This is a genomic window from Aureisphaera galaxeae (assembly GCF_028561275.1).
GTDB classification, from domain to species: domain Bacteria; phylum Bacteroidota; class Bacteroidia; order Flavobacteriales; family Flavobacteriaceae; genus Aureisphaera; species Aureisphaera galaxeae.
This window is the reverse complement of record NZ_JAQQTF010000004.1, coordinates 446,510-461,898: the sequence shown is the minus strand read 5'-3', so window position 1 is coordinate 461,898 and position 15,389 is coordinate 446,510. Positions and strand designations below refer to the sequence as shown.

Here is a 15,389-nt window from a genome sequence, read left to right as displayed (position 1 = left end):
CTGTTAAAATCGTAATTTTGCACCGTATTTCACAAATAGTATTCTATGAGCTACCGAATTGAAAAAGACACCATGGGCGAGGTACAAGTACCTGCCGATAAACTATGGGGTGCGCAAACAGAGCGTTCCCGAAATAATTTTAAAATCGGCGCCCCTGCTTCCATGCCTTTGGAAGTGGTATATGGTTTTGCCTACCTTAAAAAAGCAGCTGCGTATACCAATTGCGAATTGGGAGTACTTTCTGAAGAAAAACGAGATCTCATCGGTGCCGTTTGTGATGAAATTTTGGAAGGGAAGCATGACGATCAGTTTCCGTTGGTGGTATGGCAAACCGGTAGCGGTACGCAAAGTAACATGAACGTGAACGAGGTAATCGCTAATCGTGCTCATCAATTGGCTGGAAAAGTGATTGGTGAAGGAGATAAGACTTTACAGCCCAATGACGATGTAAACAAATCGCAATCGTCTAACGATACTTTCCCAACGGGTATGCACATTGCTGCCTACAAGAAGATTGTAGAGGTTACCGTTCCCGGGGTAAAGCAATTGCTCGCTACTTTGGTGAAGAAATCGGAAGAGTTTAAAAAATGTGTAAAGATTGGACGTACACACCTTATGGACGCCACTCCACTTACTTTGGGACAGGAGTTTGGAGGATACGCTTCCCAATTGGATCACGGATTAAGAGCCTTGGAAAATACCATGGCCCACCTTAGTGAATTAGCTTTGGGAGGAACCGCTGTAGGTACTGGAATCAATACCCCTAAAGGATATGCTCCTAAAGTAGCGGAGTATATCGCTCAATTTACGGAACTTCCTTTCGTAAGTGCCGAAAACAAGTTCGAAGCACTGGCGGCACACGATGCCATTGTGGAAACCCACGGTGCCTTAAAGCAAATAGCCGTTTCCTTAAATAAAATTGCCAACGACATCCGCATGATGGCCAGTGGACCTAGAAGTGGTATCGGAGAGATCATTATTCCAGCCAACGAACCAGGATCTTCTATCATGCCCGGTAAGGTGAACCCAACCCAGTGTGAGGCGCTAACCATGGTCTGCGCCCAAGTAATGGGGAACGACGTAGCCATCGGGGTTGGAGGTATGCAAGGACATTATGAATTGAACGTATTTAAGCCTGTAATGGCCGCCAATATCCTTCAGTCGGCACAACTTATAGGAGATGCCTGTGTTTCCTTCGATGTAAATTGTGCCCAAGGCATAGAACCCAACCACGAAGTGATTAAAAAATTACTGGATAACTCCTTGATGTTGGTGACTGCCCTGAATACAAAAATTGGATATTACAAGGCTGCAGAAATTGCAAATACAGCCCATAAAAATGGAACCACTTTAAAGGAAGAGGCCATCAATTTAGGGTACCTAACGGCAGAAGAATTCGATGCATGGGTGAAACCCGAAGATATGGTAGGTGAAATGTAACTACCTATACCTTAATACATTATACAAAAAGGCCGTTTTCTAAGCGGTCTTTTTCTTTTTCCGGAAGAATTTCCTCATAATCAACGAGATACACTTTTTGCTAAATTTTATCGATAAAGTGCAAAAAAGTTAGGTGAAATGTAAAATTTATGTATATTGGAGTACCCAAATTCATAAAACCTACTTATTATGAGGTCTGTTTTATTACTCATTTTCCTGTCTTTTTGTACCCTAACATTTGCAAAAAAGAAGGAATACACTACCAAAAATAAATCTGAAGTTGCCAACACCGAAAGTGCTGGAAACACTATGCTTAAGAGCAATATGGGTAGTGAATTTGCTGGGTTAAATGCCCCCCTCATTAACCAAAATATTCTAACGCCGGAGCATGGGTTCTATCACTACGAAAATCCATTCGCCCCTTCGGACCACTTTTTGGGTTATTCAGAATTTTCCTACAAAAATGAATCTGTAGGAGGTGGAAGCTCTACAAATTTTAACAAAACCGACACTTCAGAAATAGCAACTGCCTCCATTGGCGAACATACACTTTTCAGTCAGGGAATGTACTACGGGTTTACCATCATGCTGGTTTTGCTCAATCTGGTGTGTTTTTTCCTCTTCGAAGAGAAGACCTATCTCTTTTACGCAGCGGCATTGGGCACAATGTCCGTACTGCTCTTTTACAGCGATGGACTTTTTGCCATATTGGGCATGGAAACAGCACCTAGTGTTTCCAACCTACAAACCATATTGTTATTCCTAGCAACCGTTTGCGGTGCCCTATTTGCGGATAAATATTTGTCATTGCGTGAATTTGCCCCGAAGCTTAAGTTTTATACCCTTGGGTTACTTGCCGTAGCAGGATTGCTTATGGCCTTTTCATGGACCACGGGTAATGAGGTTTTCAATCAGACGGCCAATACTGTACTCTTCGGTATTATGGGAGTGTATTTCTTAGCCGGAGTTTACCTTTTCAGTAAAAAGAACTATGCAAAATTCTTTGTCATTGCTTCCTTTATCCCGCTATTATTCTCGATAGATTATTTTGTGCTAGCACCTTTAGGAATCGATTTCCTAGCTACCCAAACTACGCATATCAAAGCAGCTGCCATCGCGGAAATGCTTATTCTTACCTATGCCATTATGTACCGTATGCAGTCCATTAAGGAAGAACACGAGTTGCGCCAAGCGGAAATGCGTATTTTCCTGAAACGTCAGGAAGCCCTTTCTACCAGAAGAAAAACGGAGAAAATCGTAGAAGATGTGTATTTGGAAAACCTGATCATGCACTACGATCTCGACGGATTGGAAATAAAGTTACTTCAGTACATCTCTGAAGGAAAAACCAATGCAAAGATTGCTCGTAAGCTAAAAACCACCGAAAATGATGTGGAAGAGCTTACCAAAGAACTATATGAAAAACTAGAGATTAGTGAACAAATTCAGCAAGACTACCGTATGGTAGACGCACAGCCTGATTATATTTATAATTAATCCTAACCCTAGATAATTACATCGACCAACTTTTTGTTTGTTTAATTTTTATGGCAAGTTAATCGAGAGAGGATAGTACAACCCCAAGTACTATCCTTTTTTTACAGGCGCATAGTGCTTTTTGTACTGGAAATAGGACAGTATGCTAAGCGTAGTAAAAATCGTTAGGATGTAGTATACAAAATTCGGCGTAACCGGCACATCTCCACTCGCATAGGAATGTAATCCCGTAAGATAGAAATTCACCCCAAAATAGGTCATCATAATGGAGGCATAGGAGAAGATGGCCATGACGTTAAACCACCATCTGCCGCGTAGCCCAGGGATTAATCGCATGTGAATAACAAAGGCGTATATCATGATACTAATGAGTGCCCAGGTTTCCTTAGGGTCCCAACCCCAATAACGACCCCAGCTTTCGTTAGCCCATTGTCCTCCTAAGAAGTTTCCTATGGTAAGCATTACCAATCCAACAGTAAGGGCCATTTCGGTAATGATGGTAATCTCTTTAATACTGAGGTCCATCCTTTTCTTATTCTTGGAATTGGTAAGCAGCATGAGCAATAGTGCCACAGCTCCTAGAATCATTCCCAACGTAAACGGCCCGTAGCTTGCCACAATCACTGCTACGTGGATCATAAGCCAATAGCTATCCAATACAGGTTGCAGATTGGCTATGGCAGGATCTAACCAGCTCATGTGCGCTACCCAAAGTAACATGGAAGCGACAAATGCGGTTGCCGATATGGTCAAATCACTTTTACGGCCAAAGGCCAGTCCGAAGAAAAGGGTCGCCCAACTTACATACAAAATACTTTCGTATGCATCACTCCAAGGGGCATGGCCACTAATGTACCATCGCATAATGAGCCCTGCCGTCATAAGCAGGAATAAGATCCAAATACAGACTTTGAAGAGCAGAATAAATCCTCTAAGTACTTTATTGTTCCCAAAAATTTGGAATATGATGAAGATGAACATAAATACCCCAAACATCATAAAATAATGATATAGTCTATTGAAAAGATCTATCTTATTGTAAAGTACTTCGGTCTTAACTTTCTTTTCGGAAAGTAGCACTTCACTTCCATGCTTTTTCTGAAAATTGGTAATACTCTCCAAGTATTCATCGGCTTTGGAATAATCACCATCGAAACGGGCCTTCTGAAGACTCTCAAAGTACAACGGAAGAATATTACGGGCATACAACGAATCCATGCCTGTGAATCGATATTCCTGAAGCTCTGGATAGGAAACCCATTTGTTGTTATCATCGCCCGGTACCGGGAATACTTTTAAAATGGTGCCGCTAAGTGCCTGATTCAATAGAAAGTATTTCTCGTACAGTTTTATAAAATCTTTTTCGAACTGGTTCGGATTGTTCTTAGAACTGGCTTCTTCCAAATAAGGTCCCAATTTATTATTGCCGCGCTCATCCAAAAGATCCAATAAGGAAGCTTTAGAAGCTTCTTTGGGTACTCCCAGAATCGTCTTAATACTGTCGTTACGCCAATCCAGTTTCAATACCGGGGTTTCTACCCAAACCCTATTCAATTCGGTCATGGAAAGAAACACTTGGTTAGCGTCCAAACCATTGTATTCGTCCTTTCCGCTAATTTTTCGGATTAATTCGCTGGCAAAAGTGTTTAACGGCTTCATCCGTCCATTATCCTGAATCACCAAGTTCCCAAACTTGGCCGCGTGTTCTTTAGACACAACATTGGCTTGTATAATGGAATCGATCTGCGCTGCCGTGACCCTTTTGTCCATATGTCCATCTTGGGCACTCATGGTGAAAGCAGAGAACAAGAAGGCGATCATGGCCAAACTCTTTTTCTTCTCCTTTACCTTGTCCAACATTTTTTTCAAATCCCCAAAGCGGGTTTTTCGGTCAAATAGAATAACCATAAGTCCTAAATACAACAAGAAGTAGCCTATATAGGTAGTCCAGGTACCCCAGAAATCTTTGTTTACCGAAAGTACAGTTCCCTTTTCATCCGGGCTAAAGGAAGCCTGAAAAAAGCGATACCCTTTATGATCCAACACGTGGTTCATATAAATATCGTAGTCGAAGAAATCCTGTTCACTATTATTAACCGTTACCTTACTCTTAAAGGCGGAATATACCTTCTCCGTTCCTGGTTGTTTATCGGCAATAAAGTCATTCAGCGTAATACTAAAAGGCAGCTCGTGCTTTTTCGATCCGTACGTTAAATAAACCATAAGCCCCCCTACTTCAATACCTCTAGGGTCTGGTGCTTGGAATTGACCTCCCAACAGATCAATTTCCTTGCTTTCTCCATTGGAAGACACCTCTAATACCAAAGCATCTACTCCCGTTTCATCTTTGGCTTTAACAGCCTTATAAACTCCCTTGCTCACAGGCTCTGGGAATACAAAGGCCATATCGGCCATTTGGTATAAGGATCTCAAATTGAGGGGTTGTACACTATCGGCCACCACTTCTCCTTGAAACTGATCGGCCATACGCATATAACTTCCTTCAAAAGGGGTATCTATGGTGTAATCCCCTGTTTCAGAAATGAAAACATTAATGGCTCCAGGAGTCTCCTTATTTACGGCAAACAGCACATTGTGAATGTTCACTACCTCTCCTACTTTCACCCAATGATCGTGTCGATTTCCATCACCCGCTTCTACAATCTTCAAGTATTCCTCTCCATCTTCGGAAGGAACCAATCCCTCTTCGGCGTTCGAAATAAAGTCCTTGTATTTGATGGTTACCGGCTGCTGATTGTAATCCGTATCAATGCGGAAATCATTATCCAGTCGTTCGCTCAAACGCAATATCTTGGGTTCAATCTGCCTCCGTTGCGGAACGCCATTAATTTTATAATCCCCATCGATAAAGACATTGAGGTAGGTCTTCTCGGACAGGAACGTACTTTCCGTAGCTCCCTCACGAATGAGCATACTACCTTCATAACCAATATAGCGCGTAATACCAGCACCAACGATGATAAGGATAAAGGATAAATGCAAGAGCAACGTGGCCCATTTTTCTTTTCTGTGCAATCTAAATCGGAAGATGTTCCCTACGAAATTGATCACGAAAATGATCATGATCGCCTCAAACCACCATGCATTGAAAATCCATTCCCTAGCATAATTGGAGGGCGGACGTTCGTAAGATGCATCCATAAAAGTCCCCACAGCCATAGCGGCAGCGAAAACGATAAATAAGACAGCGGTAAGACGAGTTGAGAAAAGGAAGGCTGCAAGTTTCTTTTGCATCTGAAATTTTTGTGCAAATTTACGGATTTGAGTTTATAATAACTACTACCCTGAGTGTTAAGAAGTATTAAGATTGCAAATTACGCTTTGTTCTAGCTTCAAATATCTTCAGGTGGATAAAAGTTCCCATGTTTCGAGCCCGATTCTTGGCAATTTGCGCCGTTTCTCCTTCAAACAATTCATCTACCGTCTGAAACCAAAGGTTCAACCATACTCCAAAGTGCATTTCGCTTATGGAATCGTCATGGGCTGCATCTACCTCCACATGGCGCTGCATGGGGTTTCCCTTGTACTTCTTTTCAAAAAACAAATTGGTCTGCCAAAAATCCGTCAGGCGTTCGTAATGTTCTTCCCAATCTTCGATTACCGAATTGAAAATAGGGCCTAACAAATCGTCTTCCTGTACCTTTCCGTAAAAGGTTCGTACCAACATTGAAATATCTTCCCTCGAGGTTATTTCTTTCATCACACCACTAAATTAATCATTATTAATAGGCTATTCAGTAACAAACTGGTCATTAGCAGCCAAAAACCAAAGGTTCTATTGGCTTGGGCTAAAATCGCGGCGTTATACCCCATACAGAGTACGGTACATATAGTGAGTTCCAAGCCGGCAACCCAAGTAGTTCCCTGATACAGAATATACATGGCGGCTATGGATCCTAAGCAACTTTGCAAGATAATAGTGAGCGGAATGTACATATAATAGTTGTGACTGTATTCCTTTTCTAATTTCGAGATGAGCGAGACAATCTTCATGATTTGCGTATTTTTGTGCAAAGTAATCGCACAACCCTTCCTCGATTTTATGAGTGAAATCATAAACCCCATTATTTCGGAAGATATACTCTCAAGCTACGGAGCCCAACTCCATTCTTTTGGGGATAAAGACCTGATTTTTTCGAGCAACACCGAAGCCCGAAACTATTATCAAATACAGCACGGAAGTATACGTATGTTCAACCTGCACGAGAATGGGAAGGAGTTTGTGCAAGGGGAGTTTTACGATGGCGAAAGTTTTGCAGAACCCCCATTGTTTGGGGATTTTCCCTATCCAGCATCGGCTGTAGCCACCAAAAAGAGTTCGATTTTTGTGTTGCCCAAGGATCGATTTCTACAATTGCTGAAGGACCATTTTGAGTTACAATTGCAATTCATGGGGCTGTTGTCGCGACGACTTAGCTACAAAGCGATGATCCTGAAAGAAATTTCCATCCATTCCCCCGAACATAGAATTCTAACCTTAGTAGATTTCATGAAAGCAAAATATGGAAATGATAACACCTACGAAGTGGATCTTACCCGCCAGCAAATAGCCAATCTTACTGGACTCAGGGTAGAAACCGTGATTCGCGCTTTCAAACAATTGGAATCGCAAGGGGAAATCGAAATCATCAACCGAAAAATCTATCGTTAAATCCTATTAAAACGCTAACTTCGCTTTATGACCTCTGTAGTTATTATCGGTTTTGGAAATGTAGGGCAGCACCTGTTTCAGGCTTTCGAAGAAGTAAGTGGTGCCAGTGTGGTTCAGGTATATTCCAGAAAGGAACAGCTCGATCTTGACGATACACCCATAACAAATTCATTACAAGACCTTACCGAGGCCGATCTTTATATTTTGGCCGTCCCAGACGATATCATTTCCGACTTTTCGGAACAACTGCCATTTTCCAATCGGTTGGTGGTGCATACGTCGGGCAGTGTTTCCATGGAAATGCTTTCGGAAGAAAACCGCAAAGGGATCTTTTATCCACTGCAAACATTTTCGAAAGACCATGAAGTAAACTTCAAGGAAATTCCTATTTGTTGTGAAGCAGTGTATGAGGAAGATTTAGAGCTCATCATGTCCTTGGGAGAGCTCATTTCGGATAAAGTAGTACAGATCGATTCTGAAAAAAGGACCCGACTGCATTTGGCGGCCGTTTTTGTGAACAATTTCACCAATCATCTGTATCATCTTTCCGATAGTTATTTGAAGAAGAATGACATTGATTTCGATCTCTTAAAACCTCTGATTAAAGAAACTGCCATAAAGGTACAGACCCTCTCCCCTTTTGAAGCCCAAACGGGTCCCGCCAAAAGAAAGGATAGAAAGACCATTAACAAGCATTTGGAGTTAATGGAAGATAGGGAGTATCGAAAATTATACAGATCACTTACCAAATCCATTTCAAAAACACATGGAAAAAAGCTATAAAGAGTATTTACAACATATTACCACATTCATTTTCGATGTAGATGGCGTATTGACAGATGGTTCCATCATCATCAATACCGAAGGGGAACTCTTCCGTAGTATGAATGTAAAGGATGGGTTTGCGCTTAAAACCGCGACGGACCATGATTATAACATCTGTATTATTAGCGGTGGCACCAACGAAGGAGTACGCAAGCGATTGGAAGGATTGGGAATAACCGATATTCATTTGGGTGCCAAGCAAAAGATTGAGTTGCTTACCAACTACTTTTCCGAAAACGGCATTAAACCCGAGAACGTTATCTATATGGGCGATGATATCCCCGATTTGGGTGCAATGAAGATGGTAGGGCTTCCTTGTTGTCCACAAGATGCGGTTCCAGAGATTAAAGCCATTTCCAAATACATTTCCCATAAAAAAGGAGGCCAAGGAGCCGTTCGCGATATCGTGGAGCAAGTGCTTAAGGTACAAGGGAAATGGATAAGCAACGGTAATGCCAGTGCCAATTACGACTAGATAATTGCTACATGCTTCCTTATATAAAACTTCTTAGACCCGTCAATTTATTGCTCATTGTACTGGTGCAATGTCTCATTAAATTTGCGCTATTCGATACATGGGGGGTCGAAACCACGCTTAACAACCTTCAATTTGCACTCTTAGTCATTATTACCATTATTATTGCTGGTGCGGGTAATGTGGTCAATGATATTTTTGATGAAGCTGTAGACCGAATCAACAAGCCCGAGAAAATGATCGTATGGCGACTCATTTCCGAAAAAACCGCTTATAACTACTATATTATTTTGAATGTCATTGGCGTTGGATTGGGATTTTATCTGGCCAATACCATAGACCACGCAGGATTAACGGCAATTTTTATTATCATTTCTGCCCTGCTATATATTTACGCCACCCACATTAAATCGATGCTTTTGGTGGGAAATGTACTTGTTTCCATTCTCGTAGCAATGAGTTTAATTGTGCTAATCCTATTCGACATCTACCCGGCCATAACGGACTCCGTTTCACCATTACAGGTCAAGGCTTCCAAAGTCATCCTTTTCTATGCGGGCTTCGCTTTCTTCATTAACCTTATGCGAGAAATCGTAAAGGATCTTCAAGATATTGACGGGGATAAAAACGGTGGCAGGAATTCCCTACCGATCGTTTTGGGACGGGCCCGAACGGTAAATGCGGTGTTTGCTATGGGTGTACTTGCCATGGTAAGCATCCTTTGGTTTACCTATATCCGTTTGTACAATGATATGTGGTTGTCGTTCTATTTTGTTTTTCTCATTGCTGCGCCGCTTTTATTTTTCTGTATCAAAGCTTGGAATGCCGAAAACAAAAAGGACTTCTCATTGCTATCGCTATTACTTAAAATCATCATGTTATTAGGGGTATGTTCCCTTCCCCTATTTGCAAAATACCTCATGTCCCTATGATTTTCGATACTACCCAAACCTATACCCTTGAAAACGATCGGGTCCTCCTTAGACCGCTTGGAACAGACGATATAGCACTTTTACTGCCGTTTTCAACGCAGGAGCCCGAATTATGGAACTATTCTCTGGTGTCGGGCTCGGGAGAGGAAAACTTTCGGAGCTATATGGATTTCGCCTTCGAGAAGTGGAAGATGGGTGACTCCTACCCTTTTATTGTATTCGATAAGAAAACCCAGCGTTATGCTGGGAGTACCCGTTTTTATGACATTCAACCGTATCATAAGACCCTTCAATTGGGATATACTTGGTATGGAAAGGAGTTTCAGGGAACGGGACTCAACAAACACTGTAAATACCTGATGCTGGAATTCGCTTTTGAAACCTTGAATGCCGAACGGGTAGAATTCCGGGCCGATGCCAACAATGCACGAAGTATTGCGGCTATGAAAAGTATTGGTTGCACGGTAGAGGGTATCTTGAGGAACAACTGCACCGCACCGGAGGGACGTAGGAGCAGTATTGTATTGAGCATCCTCAAAGAAGAATGGTACAACAACATAAAACAAGAACTACAAAACAAATTAACCTAGGCATTTATGCTAAGAGAAAAGTTGAAAGCGTATAGCGTGGTTCTGGCTTCTGGATCTCCCAGACGGCAGAACTTTTTTAAATTATTGGATGTAGACTTTACCATAGACGTTCGGGAAGTGGATGAAGTGTATCCAGAAACCCTTAAGGCTAGTGAAATCACCGATTATTTGGCCCAACTGAAGGCTTCGATATTTCAGGATATTGGGGAAAGAGATATTCTGGTAACCAGCGATACCATTGTTTGGAAAGATAACATAGCCATTGGTAAACCCAAGGATAAGGCGGATGCCAAACGGATGTTACGAGGGCTTAGTGGAGCGCCCCATGAGGTATATACCTCTGTTTGTTTTACGGGAAAGCACTTTCAAAAGACTGTAAACGATCGTACACAGGTATGGTTTAAGGAACTCACCGATGCCGAAATCGAGTATTATCTAGAAACCTGTCAACCCTACGACAAAGCAGGAAGTTATGGCATTCAGGATTGGCTGGGTTATATTGGAATCGAAAAGCTTGACGGTTGTTTTTTCAATGTCATGGGACTGCCCACTCGCCTTGTTTACAAAACGTTAATGGAGATTGCCGATAACGGCATATAGCGTACCTTTAGGAAAATATTCCGTTATGAAAAGTGCCGCCAAAATTTCCGTACTATTTTTATCGACCCTCCTTCTTTTTTCTTGTGGAGACACCCAGAAAGAAGATAATACATTAGCATTATCGAGTGTGGTTTCCACTTCCGAAAGTACCTCGGTTACCCCCAGAAACTTATCCCAAGAATTTAAGGACTATTGGTATGCAGGAAATGCAGAGATCACCTCTTACAAACTTTCCCAGGAGCGTTATGGGGAATTACGGGAAGGTACTTCGGTAAATATATTTGTAACCGAAGATTTTTTGCCCGAAGTACAGGTGAAAGCAGATCGCCCATCGTCAAACAACATCCCTGTTCTAAAACTGAATAACACCAAAAAATACTTGACTGGAATTTATCCTTATTCCGTGATGACGAGTTCATTCACCCCAGTTTCCGAACAGCGACATGCCCTGAAAATTTCCCATTCCATGCAGGAGTGGTGTGGTCATGTGTATGTGCAGCTGAATAATCGCGATGGATACGAATTACAGGGACATTCCTACTTTGAAGGTGAAGCAGATCAGAATAGAAAATTACCCGAAGTTTGGTTGGAAAACGAAATTTGGAATCGAATCCGTATCAATCCAACAGAGCTTCCTACGGGAACTTTTGAAATGATTCCTAGTTTGGAGTTTGGGCGAATGAGCCACAAAACATTGGCCCCTGCAGAAGTAAGTGGAACGTTATCGGAAAGTGATGGAATTTCTACGTATACCCTCGCCTATCCCAAATTAAACCGAGAGCTTTCCATTCAATTCAAAAGTGCATTCCCTTACACCATCGAAGGTTGGGAAGAAACCCACCCGAATGGATTAACCACTACGGCAAAAAAACTAAAGCAAATTAAATCGGCCTATTGGGGACAAAATTCAAATAAGTATGAGTTCTTAAGGGATTCCTTAGGACTATAACCTAGAAATAACAACGTATCGCAGCATTCGTAGTAATCCCTAATGAGGTTTGACGAAACTGTTGTGCTTGATCCACTTCGTCTACTCGGTAATAACGGTTAATCTCGTTGTTCTTGTCCAATAAATTCCAAACGGAAACCCCAAATTGCCATCGGGTCTTTTCAAATTTGAGATCGTACATGACCGAGGCATCCCAACGTAGATAATCTTCCAGTCGCTCAGTATTGGAAGCGGCGTAATTAATAGCCTCATTAACCACTTCATTTCCCATTATAGGCTCCGTTGTGGGTTTTCCCGTCCTCCAATTTATTCCCGTAGAAATCTCAAAATCCCTATAGGTATAACTGGCACCGCCATTCACCGCATGGGTAATGTCCAAGTTACTGGGGAAGGAATCCGCCTGTAAGTTCTCGAAGGTATAGGTGTTATCCATATACGAATAGCTCATCCAGAAATTAGCGTTTTTCAACCGTTTCCGAAATAAGAAATCCAATCCCACTACTTCATAGCTCCCTGCCGATTTAATAAACTCATATTGGTCTTGAAACCCTTGGCTCTGTGTTGTAATTCCATCCACCTGTTTGTAATATCCTTCGGCACTCAATAGCCAGCCTTTTCTCGAAAAGTTGAAGCCTAAGGCAGCTTGTTTACTTTCTAACACGGGAATATCCTTGTCATTTGCCAATTGCCAACGACGCTTTTCCACCCCCAAAAAGTCATTCTGGAAGTTGATGATTTGGGAAGCTACCTGATGTTTCATCTCCCCTAACAATTCCACACTGAAATACTCGGCAAACTTCTGTGTAAGTGTAAATCGAGGTTCGTACACGCTCTTTTCAAACTTATCCAAATAATTGTACCGAAAACCAATTTGCAGTCGGGTATTCTCATCTTTAGAACTGTAATCCCCTTGTGCAAATCCGCTATGCGAGCGCACTACCTCGGCAACAAGGGAACGAAACAAAGGAAGATCTACATCATCCAAGTTGGTAACCTTGGTCTCAATGATCTGATACCCCAAATGTCCGGTCCAGCGGTCATTCAAGGTATAGGTTCCTTTTAATCGGGCTCCTGTTTCGGATACTTTGTTTTCCTGCAGAAAACGCTGGTTGAGTAATAAATTGGCATTGATGGCCTGGAGCTTATAATCACTTTCATAAATCTGAAAGGTGGTGGTAAAATCATCATTCCATTGACGTTCATAAAACAACCCGCCAGCAAAATTGTTCTGACTTACACTACTACGTCGCGTGGCATCGATCCCAGAAATCACGGCATTTTCATCGAACGCCAATTGATTATCCATGAGAATGAAATTAAGTCGTAATCGATCCTTGTCGCTAATGCGATACAACCATCGCAGGGAAACATCGTAAAAGTCGAAGGTCTGATCTGTATTCACAACCGATTCCGCATTGTTCGATACCTCGGTGTTTTGGGAGATACGATCAAAATAGGCCTCATAGGTTGGAGTTTTCCACAAGTCGCTTATCGATTTACGCCCCGCTATTTGAAGGGATGACTTATTCCCCAAAGGCATATCCAGAAAACCACTCACATCAATTAAATTGGCTCCTAGATTTCCTTTCCATCGGGGGTTTACTTCTTCCTCCGTCTGCATGGCTATGGTCCCTGAAACCCCATCGGAATAGGCCGCTGGCGTTCCATTTTTACGCAAGGCAACCTTCTGGGTAATTTGAGGATTGAAAGCGGAAATAAGCCCAAAGAAATGCCCTGTTTTATACATTTTAATATCATCCCACAGAATGAGGTTCTGGTCGTGGGTTCCTCCACGGATGTTGATATTGGACACTGTTTCGTTGATACTTTGAATCCCCGGAAAAGACTGTACGGCCTGTAATACATCGGGTTCTATAAGACCGGGTAGTAAGCCGAACTTTTCTACATCGATCTGAAAATCTCCTGTATTTAACTTATCGATCCCATTCACCAAATAGTTGGAAAGAATAACTTGGGATAGCTGTTCTGTTTTGGGAATGAGATAAATGGCATCGCATGTATTTGTCTTGAAGTATTTATAATTCCGTTCTAAGGTCCTATACCCCAAATAACGAACGGTGACAGAAACACCCGAATGGCGTACTTCTATCTTGAAATAGCCATTTCCATCGGTGATAGTAGAAGCGCCTTCTATTTGAATGGTAGCTCCTTCCAGAGGTTCTAAGGTATCCTTATCCAAAATATAACCGCAAAGGGAAAGTTCGGCGTTTCGTTTAATGGAAACGAAATTGTTCTCAAGGACTTCGAAAACAAAGCCTGTCTGGTCTGCCAAAGAAGACACTGCCTGTTCCAAGGAAAGTTCGGCACTGGGAATTTCTACAAAGACATCGGCTACAGTACGTTCAGCATAATTGAAGGTACAATTATAGCGGTTTTCCAGTTGCGTCAATGCCTGCACCAATGGCTTGGCCTCTTGGGTCCAACCCCAAAAACATCCTGCCCACAATAAGAAAATTAAAACTAAGCCTGACTTGTTACTGTTCACTTTTTTCCAGCCTCACGGTGTTATTCGATTCGATGCTGTAGGTTAATTCTAACGGTTGCGTAATGGATTTTAGCGCATTCTCTAAATTATCATGCACAAATCCGCCGGTAAATTCAGGATTAAAATTGGGAACAGATATGACAACGGTCACATTGTATTGTCTTTCCAATTCTTCAACAACCTCACTAAAAGGAACAGCTTTAAAGCTACTTACATTTTTAGTCCATTGTGGAAGTTGGTAGGTAGTTTCAAAGAAGGTAGGGCTACCATTCAACAATCGGAAAGAATCACCAGCTGTAAGTTCTTTCATGGTTTCGCCAGCGCTTACACGTACGATCCCTTCATAACACTTTACTTCAAAGTAGTCGTCCCGTTGTTTTACATTAAACTCTGTACCCACAACGGTTACCGTTCCATCTTCGGTAAGTACGTCGAATACTTTTCCCTTGGCTACCTTAAAATAGGCTTCACCATTCAAGGAAACTTCACGTTTACGATCCCAACGGTTTTCACTATAACTTAAGGAAGAAAGCGCGTTGAGTACCACTTCAGAATTATCGGGTAATTGGATCGTGGTCTTTTCAGATGCCAATGTGCTCACCGTATTCAGATTGTTGAAGAAGAACAGAAAATAAATCCCGAGTCCAACCACCAACATAGCGGCTATACGCATAAAAGGAGTCATGAAGCGTACTTTGCCACTGGATTTTTTTGAAGGCAATCTCTTTTTAAAGGTTTCATAATCCGCTGGTTCCGAAAAATGAGAAGCTTTAAAGTGTTTGGCATTTTCAACAATGGCCGTATTGAGATCGAAATCGTCTAACGCCTCGAACGCCTTGCGTTCTTCGGGCGTGAGATCGTCTCTCAGCCATTTTTCTATGATGTAGTCTTTGTCCATAAAAA

The 15,389-nt window shown here is 42.0% G+C and carries 14 protein-coding genes; 9 read left to right on the top strand and 5 right to left on the bottom strand.

Annotated features, from left to right (window positions below; translation table 11 throughout):
* The first annotated feature begins 45 nt into the window (after nt 1–45).
* Nucleotides 46–1,440, top strand: a complete 1,395-nt coding sequence (gene fumC, locus POV27_RS07165; protein ID WP_272862064.1) for a class II fumarate hydratase — start codon at nt 46–48, stop codon at nt 1,438–1,440.
* A 189-nt stretch (nt 1,441–1,629) separates the two neighbouring features.
* Nucleotides 1,630–2,937, top strand: a complete 1,308-nt coding sequence (locus tag POV27_RS07160) for a 7TM diverse intracellular signaling domain-containing protein (protein ID WP_272862063.1) — start codon at nt 1,630–1,632, stop codon at nt 2,935–2,937.
* Nucleotides 2,938–3,027: 90 nt separating this feature from the next.
* Here the strand turns inward: POV27_RS07160 and POV27_RS07155 are convergent, their stop codons facing one another.
* The 3 genes from POV27_RS07155 to POV27_RS07145 all read right to left on the bottom strand — a co-directional run bounded on the left by POV27_RS07155 (nt 3,028) and on the right by POV27_RS07145 (nt 6,951).
* On the bottom strand, nt 3,028–6,192 hold the full coding sequence (locus POV27_RS07155; protein ID WP_272862062.1) for a cytochrome c biogenesis protein CcsA: 3,165 nt from the start codon (nt 6,190–6,192) through the stop codon (nt 3,028–3,030).
* 67 nt (nt 6,193–6,259) lie between these two features.
* On the bottom strand, nt 6,260–6,658 hold the full coding sequence (locus POV27_RS07150) for a group III truncated hemoglobin (RefSeq protein ID WP_272862061.1): 399 nt from the start codon (nt 6,656–6,658) through the stop codon (nt 6,260–6,262).
* Nucleotides 6,658–6,951, bottom strand: a complete 294-nt coding sequence (locus POV27_RS07145; RefSeq protein ID WP_272862060.1) for a hypothetical protein — start codon at nt 6,949–6,951, stop codon at nt 6,658–6,660. Before POV27_RS07145 ends, POV27_RS07150 begins: the two co-directional genes overlap by 1 nt.
* 49 nt (nt 6,952–7,000) lie before the next feature.
* Between POV27_RS07145 and POV27_RS07140 the strand changes: the two genes are divergently transcribed.
* The 7 genes from POV27_RS07140 to POV27_RS07110 are packed head-to-tail and all read left to right on the top strand — an operon-like array spanning nt 7,001 to nt 11,980.
* Entirely contained in the window at nt 7,001–7,609 is a 609-nt protein-coding gene (locus POV27_RS07140) for a Crp/Fnr family transcriptional regulator (protein WP_272862059.1), read from the top strand.
* 27 nt (nt 7,610–7,636) lie between these two features.
* On the top strand, nt 7,637–8,392 hold the full coding sequence (locus POV27_RS07135) for a Rossmann-like and DUF2520 domain-containing protein (protein WP_272862058.1): 756 nt from the start codon (nt 7,637–7,639) through the stop codon (nt 8,390–8,392).
* Complete coding sequence (locus POV27_RS07130) at nt 8,376–8,909, top strand: KdsC family phosphatase (RefSeq protein WP_272862057.1); 534 nt, start codon at nt 8,376–8,378, stop codon at nt 8,907–8,909. The genes POV27_RS07135 and POV27_RS07130 overlap by 17 nt, the downstream gene beginning before the upstream one ends.
* Nucleotides 8,910–8,920: 11 nt before the next feature.
* Nucleotides 8,921–9,841 carry a geranylgeranylglycerol-phosphate geranylgeranyltransferase gene (locus POV27_RS07125; protein WP_272862056.1) on the top strand — a complete coding sequence of 307 codons (921 nt, stop codon included), beginning with the start codon at nt 8,921–8,923 and terminating at the stop codon, nt 9,839–9,841.
* Nucleotides 9,838–10,431, top strand: a complete 594-nt coding sequence (locus tag POV27_RS07120; protein WP_272862055.1) for a GNAT family N-acetyltransferase — start codon at nt 9,838–9,840, stop codon at nt 10,429–10,431. Before POV27_RS07125 ends, POV27_RS07120 begins: the two co-directional genes overlap by 4 nt.
* 6 nt (nt 10,432–10,437) lie before the next feature.
* Nucleotides 10,438–11,031 carry a Maf family nucleotide pyrophosphatase gene (locus POV27_RS07115; RefSeq protein WP_272862054.1) on the top strand — a complete coding sequence of 198 codons (594 nt, stop codon included), beginning with the start codon at nt 10,438–10,440 and terminating at the stop codon, nt 11,029–11,031.
* A gap of 25 nt (nt 11,032–11,056) precedes the next feature.
* Nucleotides 11,057–11,980, top strand: a complete 924-nt coding sequence (locus POV27_RS07110; protein WP_272862053.1) for a septum formation inhibitor Maf — start codon at nt 11,057–11,059, stop codon at nt 11,978–11,980.
* A 1-nt stretch (nt 11,981) separates the two neighbouring features.
* Here the strand turns inward: POV27_RS07110 and POV27_RS07105 are convergent, their stop codons facing one another.
* Together POV27_RS07105 and POV27_RS07100 are read right to left on the bottom strand one after the other, a co-directional pair.
* Nucleotides 11,982–14,486 (bottom strand): TonB-dependent receptor, encoded by a 2,505-nt coding sequence (locus POV27_RS07105; RefSeq protein ID WP_272862052.1) that lies wholly within the window; start codon nt 14,484–14,486, stop codon nt 11,982–11,984.
* A complete protein-coding gene (locus POV27_RS07100; protein ID WP_272862051.1) occupies nt 14,476–15,384 on the bottom strand; it encodes a FecR family protein in 909 nt (302 codons plus the stop codon). The genes POV27_RS07105 and POV27_RS07100 overlap by 11 nt, the downstream gene beginning before the upstream one ends.
* Nucleotides 15,385–15,389 lie beyond the last annotated feature (5 nt).

What these genes read in the sequence shown, in the direction of transcription:
- POV27_RS07125 (WP_272862056.1), top strand. Translation starts at nt 8,921, where the DNA reads ATGCTTCCTTATATAAAACTTCTTAGACCCGTCAATTTATTGCTCATT.
- POV27_RS07120 (WP_272862055.1), top strand. Translation starts at nt 9,838, where the DNA reads ATGATTTTCGATACTACCCAAACCTATACCCTTGAAAACGATCGGGTC.
- POV27_RS07140 (WP_272862059.1), top strand. Translation starts at nt 7,001, where the DNA reads ATGAGTGAAATCATAAACCCCATTATTTCGGAAGATATACTCTCAAGC.
- POV27_RS07100 (WP_272862051.1), bottom strand. Translation starts at nt 15,384, where the DNA reads ATGGACAAAGACTACATCATAGAAAAATGGCTGAGAGACGATCTCACG.
- fumC (WP_272862064.1), top strand. Translation starts at nt 46, where the DNA reads ATGAGCTACCGAATTGAAAAAGACACCATGGGCGAGGTACAAGTACCT.
- POV27_RS07150 (WP_272862061.1), bottom strand. Translation starts at nt 6,658, where the DNA reads ATGAAAGAAATAACCTCGAGGGAAGATATTTCAATGTTGGTACGAACC.
- POV27_RS07135 (WP_272862058.1), top strand. Translation starts at nt 7,637, where the DNA reads ATGACCTCTGTAGTTATTATCGGTTTTGGAAATGTAGGGCAGCACCTG.
- POV27_RS07145 (WP_272862060.1), bottom strand. Translation starts at nt 6,951, where the DNA reads ATGAAGATTGTCTCGCTCATCTCGAAATTAGAAAAGGAATACAGTCAC.
- POV27_RS07110 (WP_272862053.1), top strand. Translation starts at nt 11,057, where the DNA reads ATGAAAAGTGCCGCCAAAATTTCCGTACTATTTTTATCGACCCTCCTT.
- POV27_RS07115 (WP_272862054.1), top strand. Translation starts at nt 10,438, where the DNA reads ATGCTAAGAGAAAAGTTGAAAGCGTATAGCGTGGTTCTGGCTTCTGGA.
- POV27_RS07160 (WP_272862063.1), top strand. Translation starts at nt 1,630, where the DNA reads ATGAGGTCTGTTTTATTACTCATTTTCCTGTCTTTTTGTACCCTAACA.
- POV27_RS07130 (WP_272862057.1), top strand. Translation starts at nt 8,376, where the DNA reads ATGGAAAAAAGCTATAAAGAGTATTTACAACATATTACCACATTCATT.
- POV27_RS07155 (WP_272862062.1), bottom strand. Translation starts at nt 6,192, where the DNA reads ATGCAAAAGAAACTTGCAGCCTTCCTTTTCTCAACTCGTCTTACCGCT.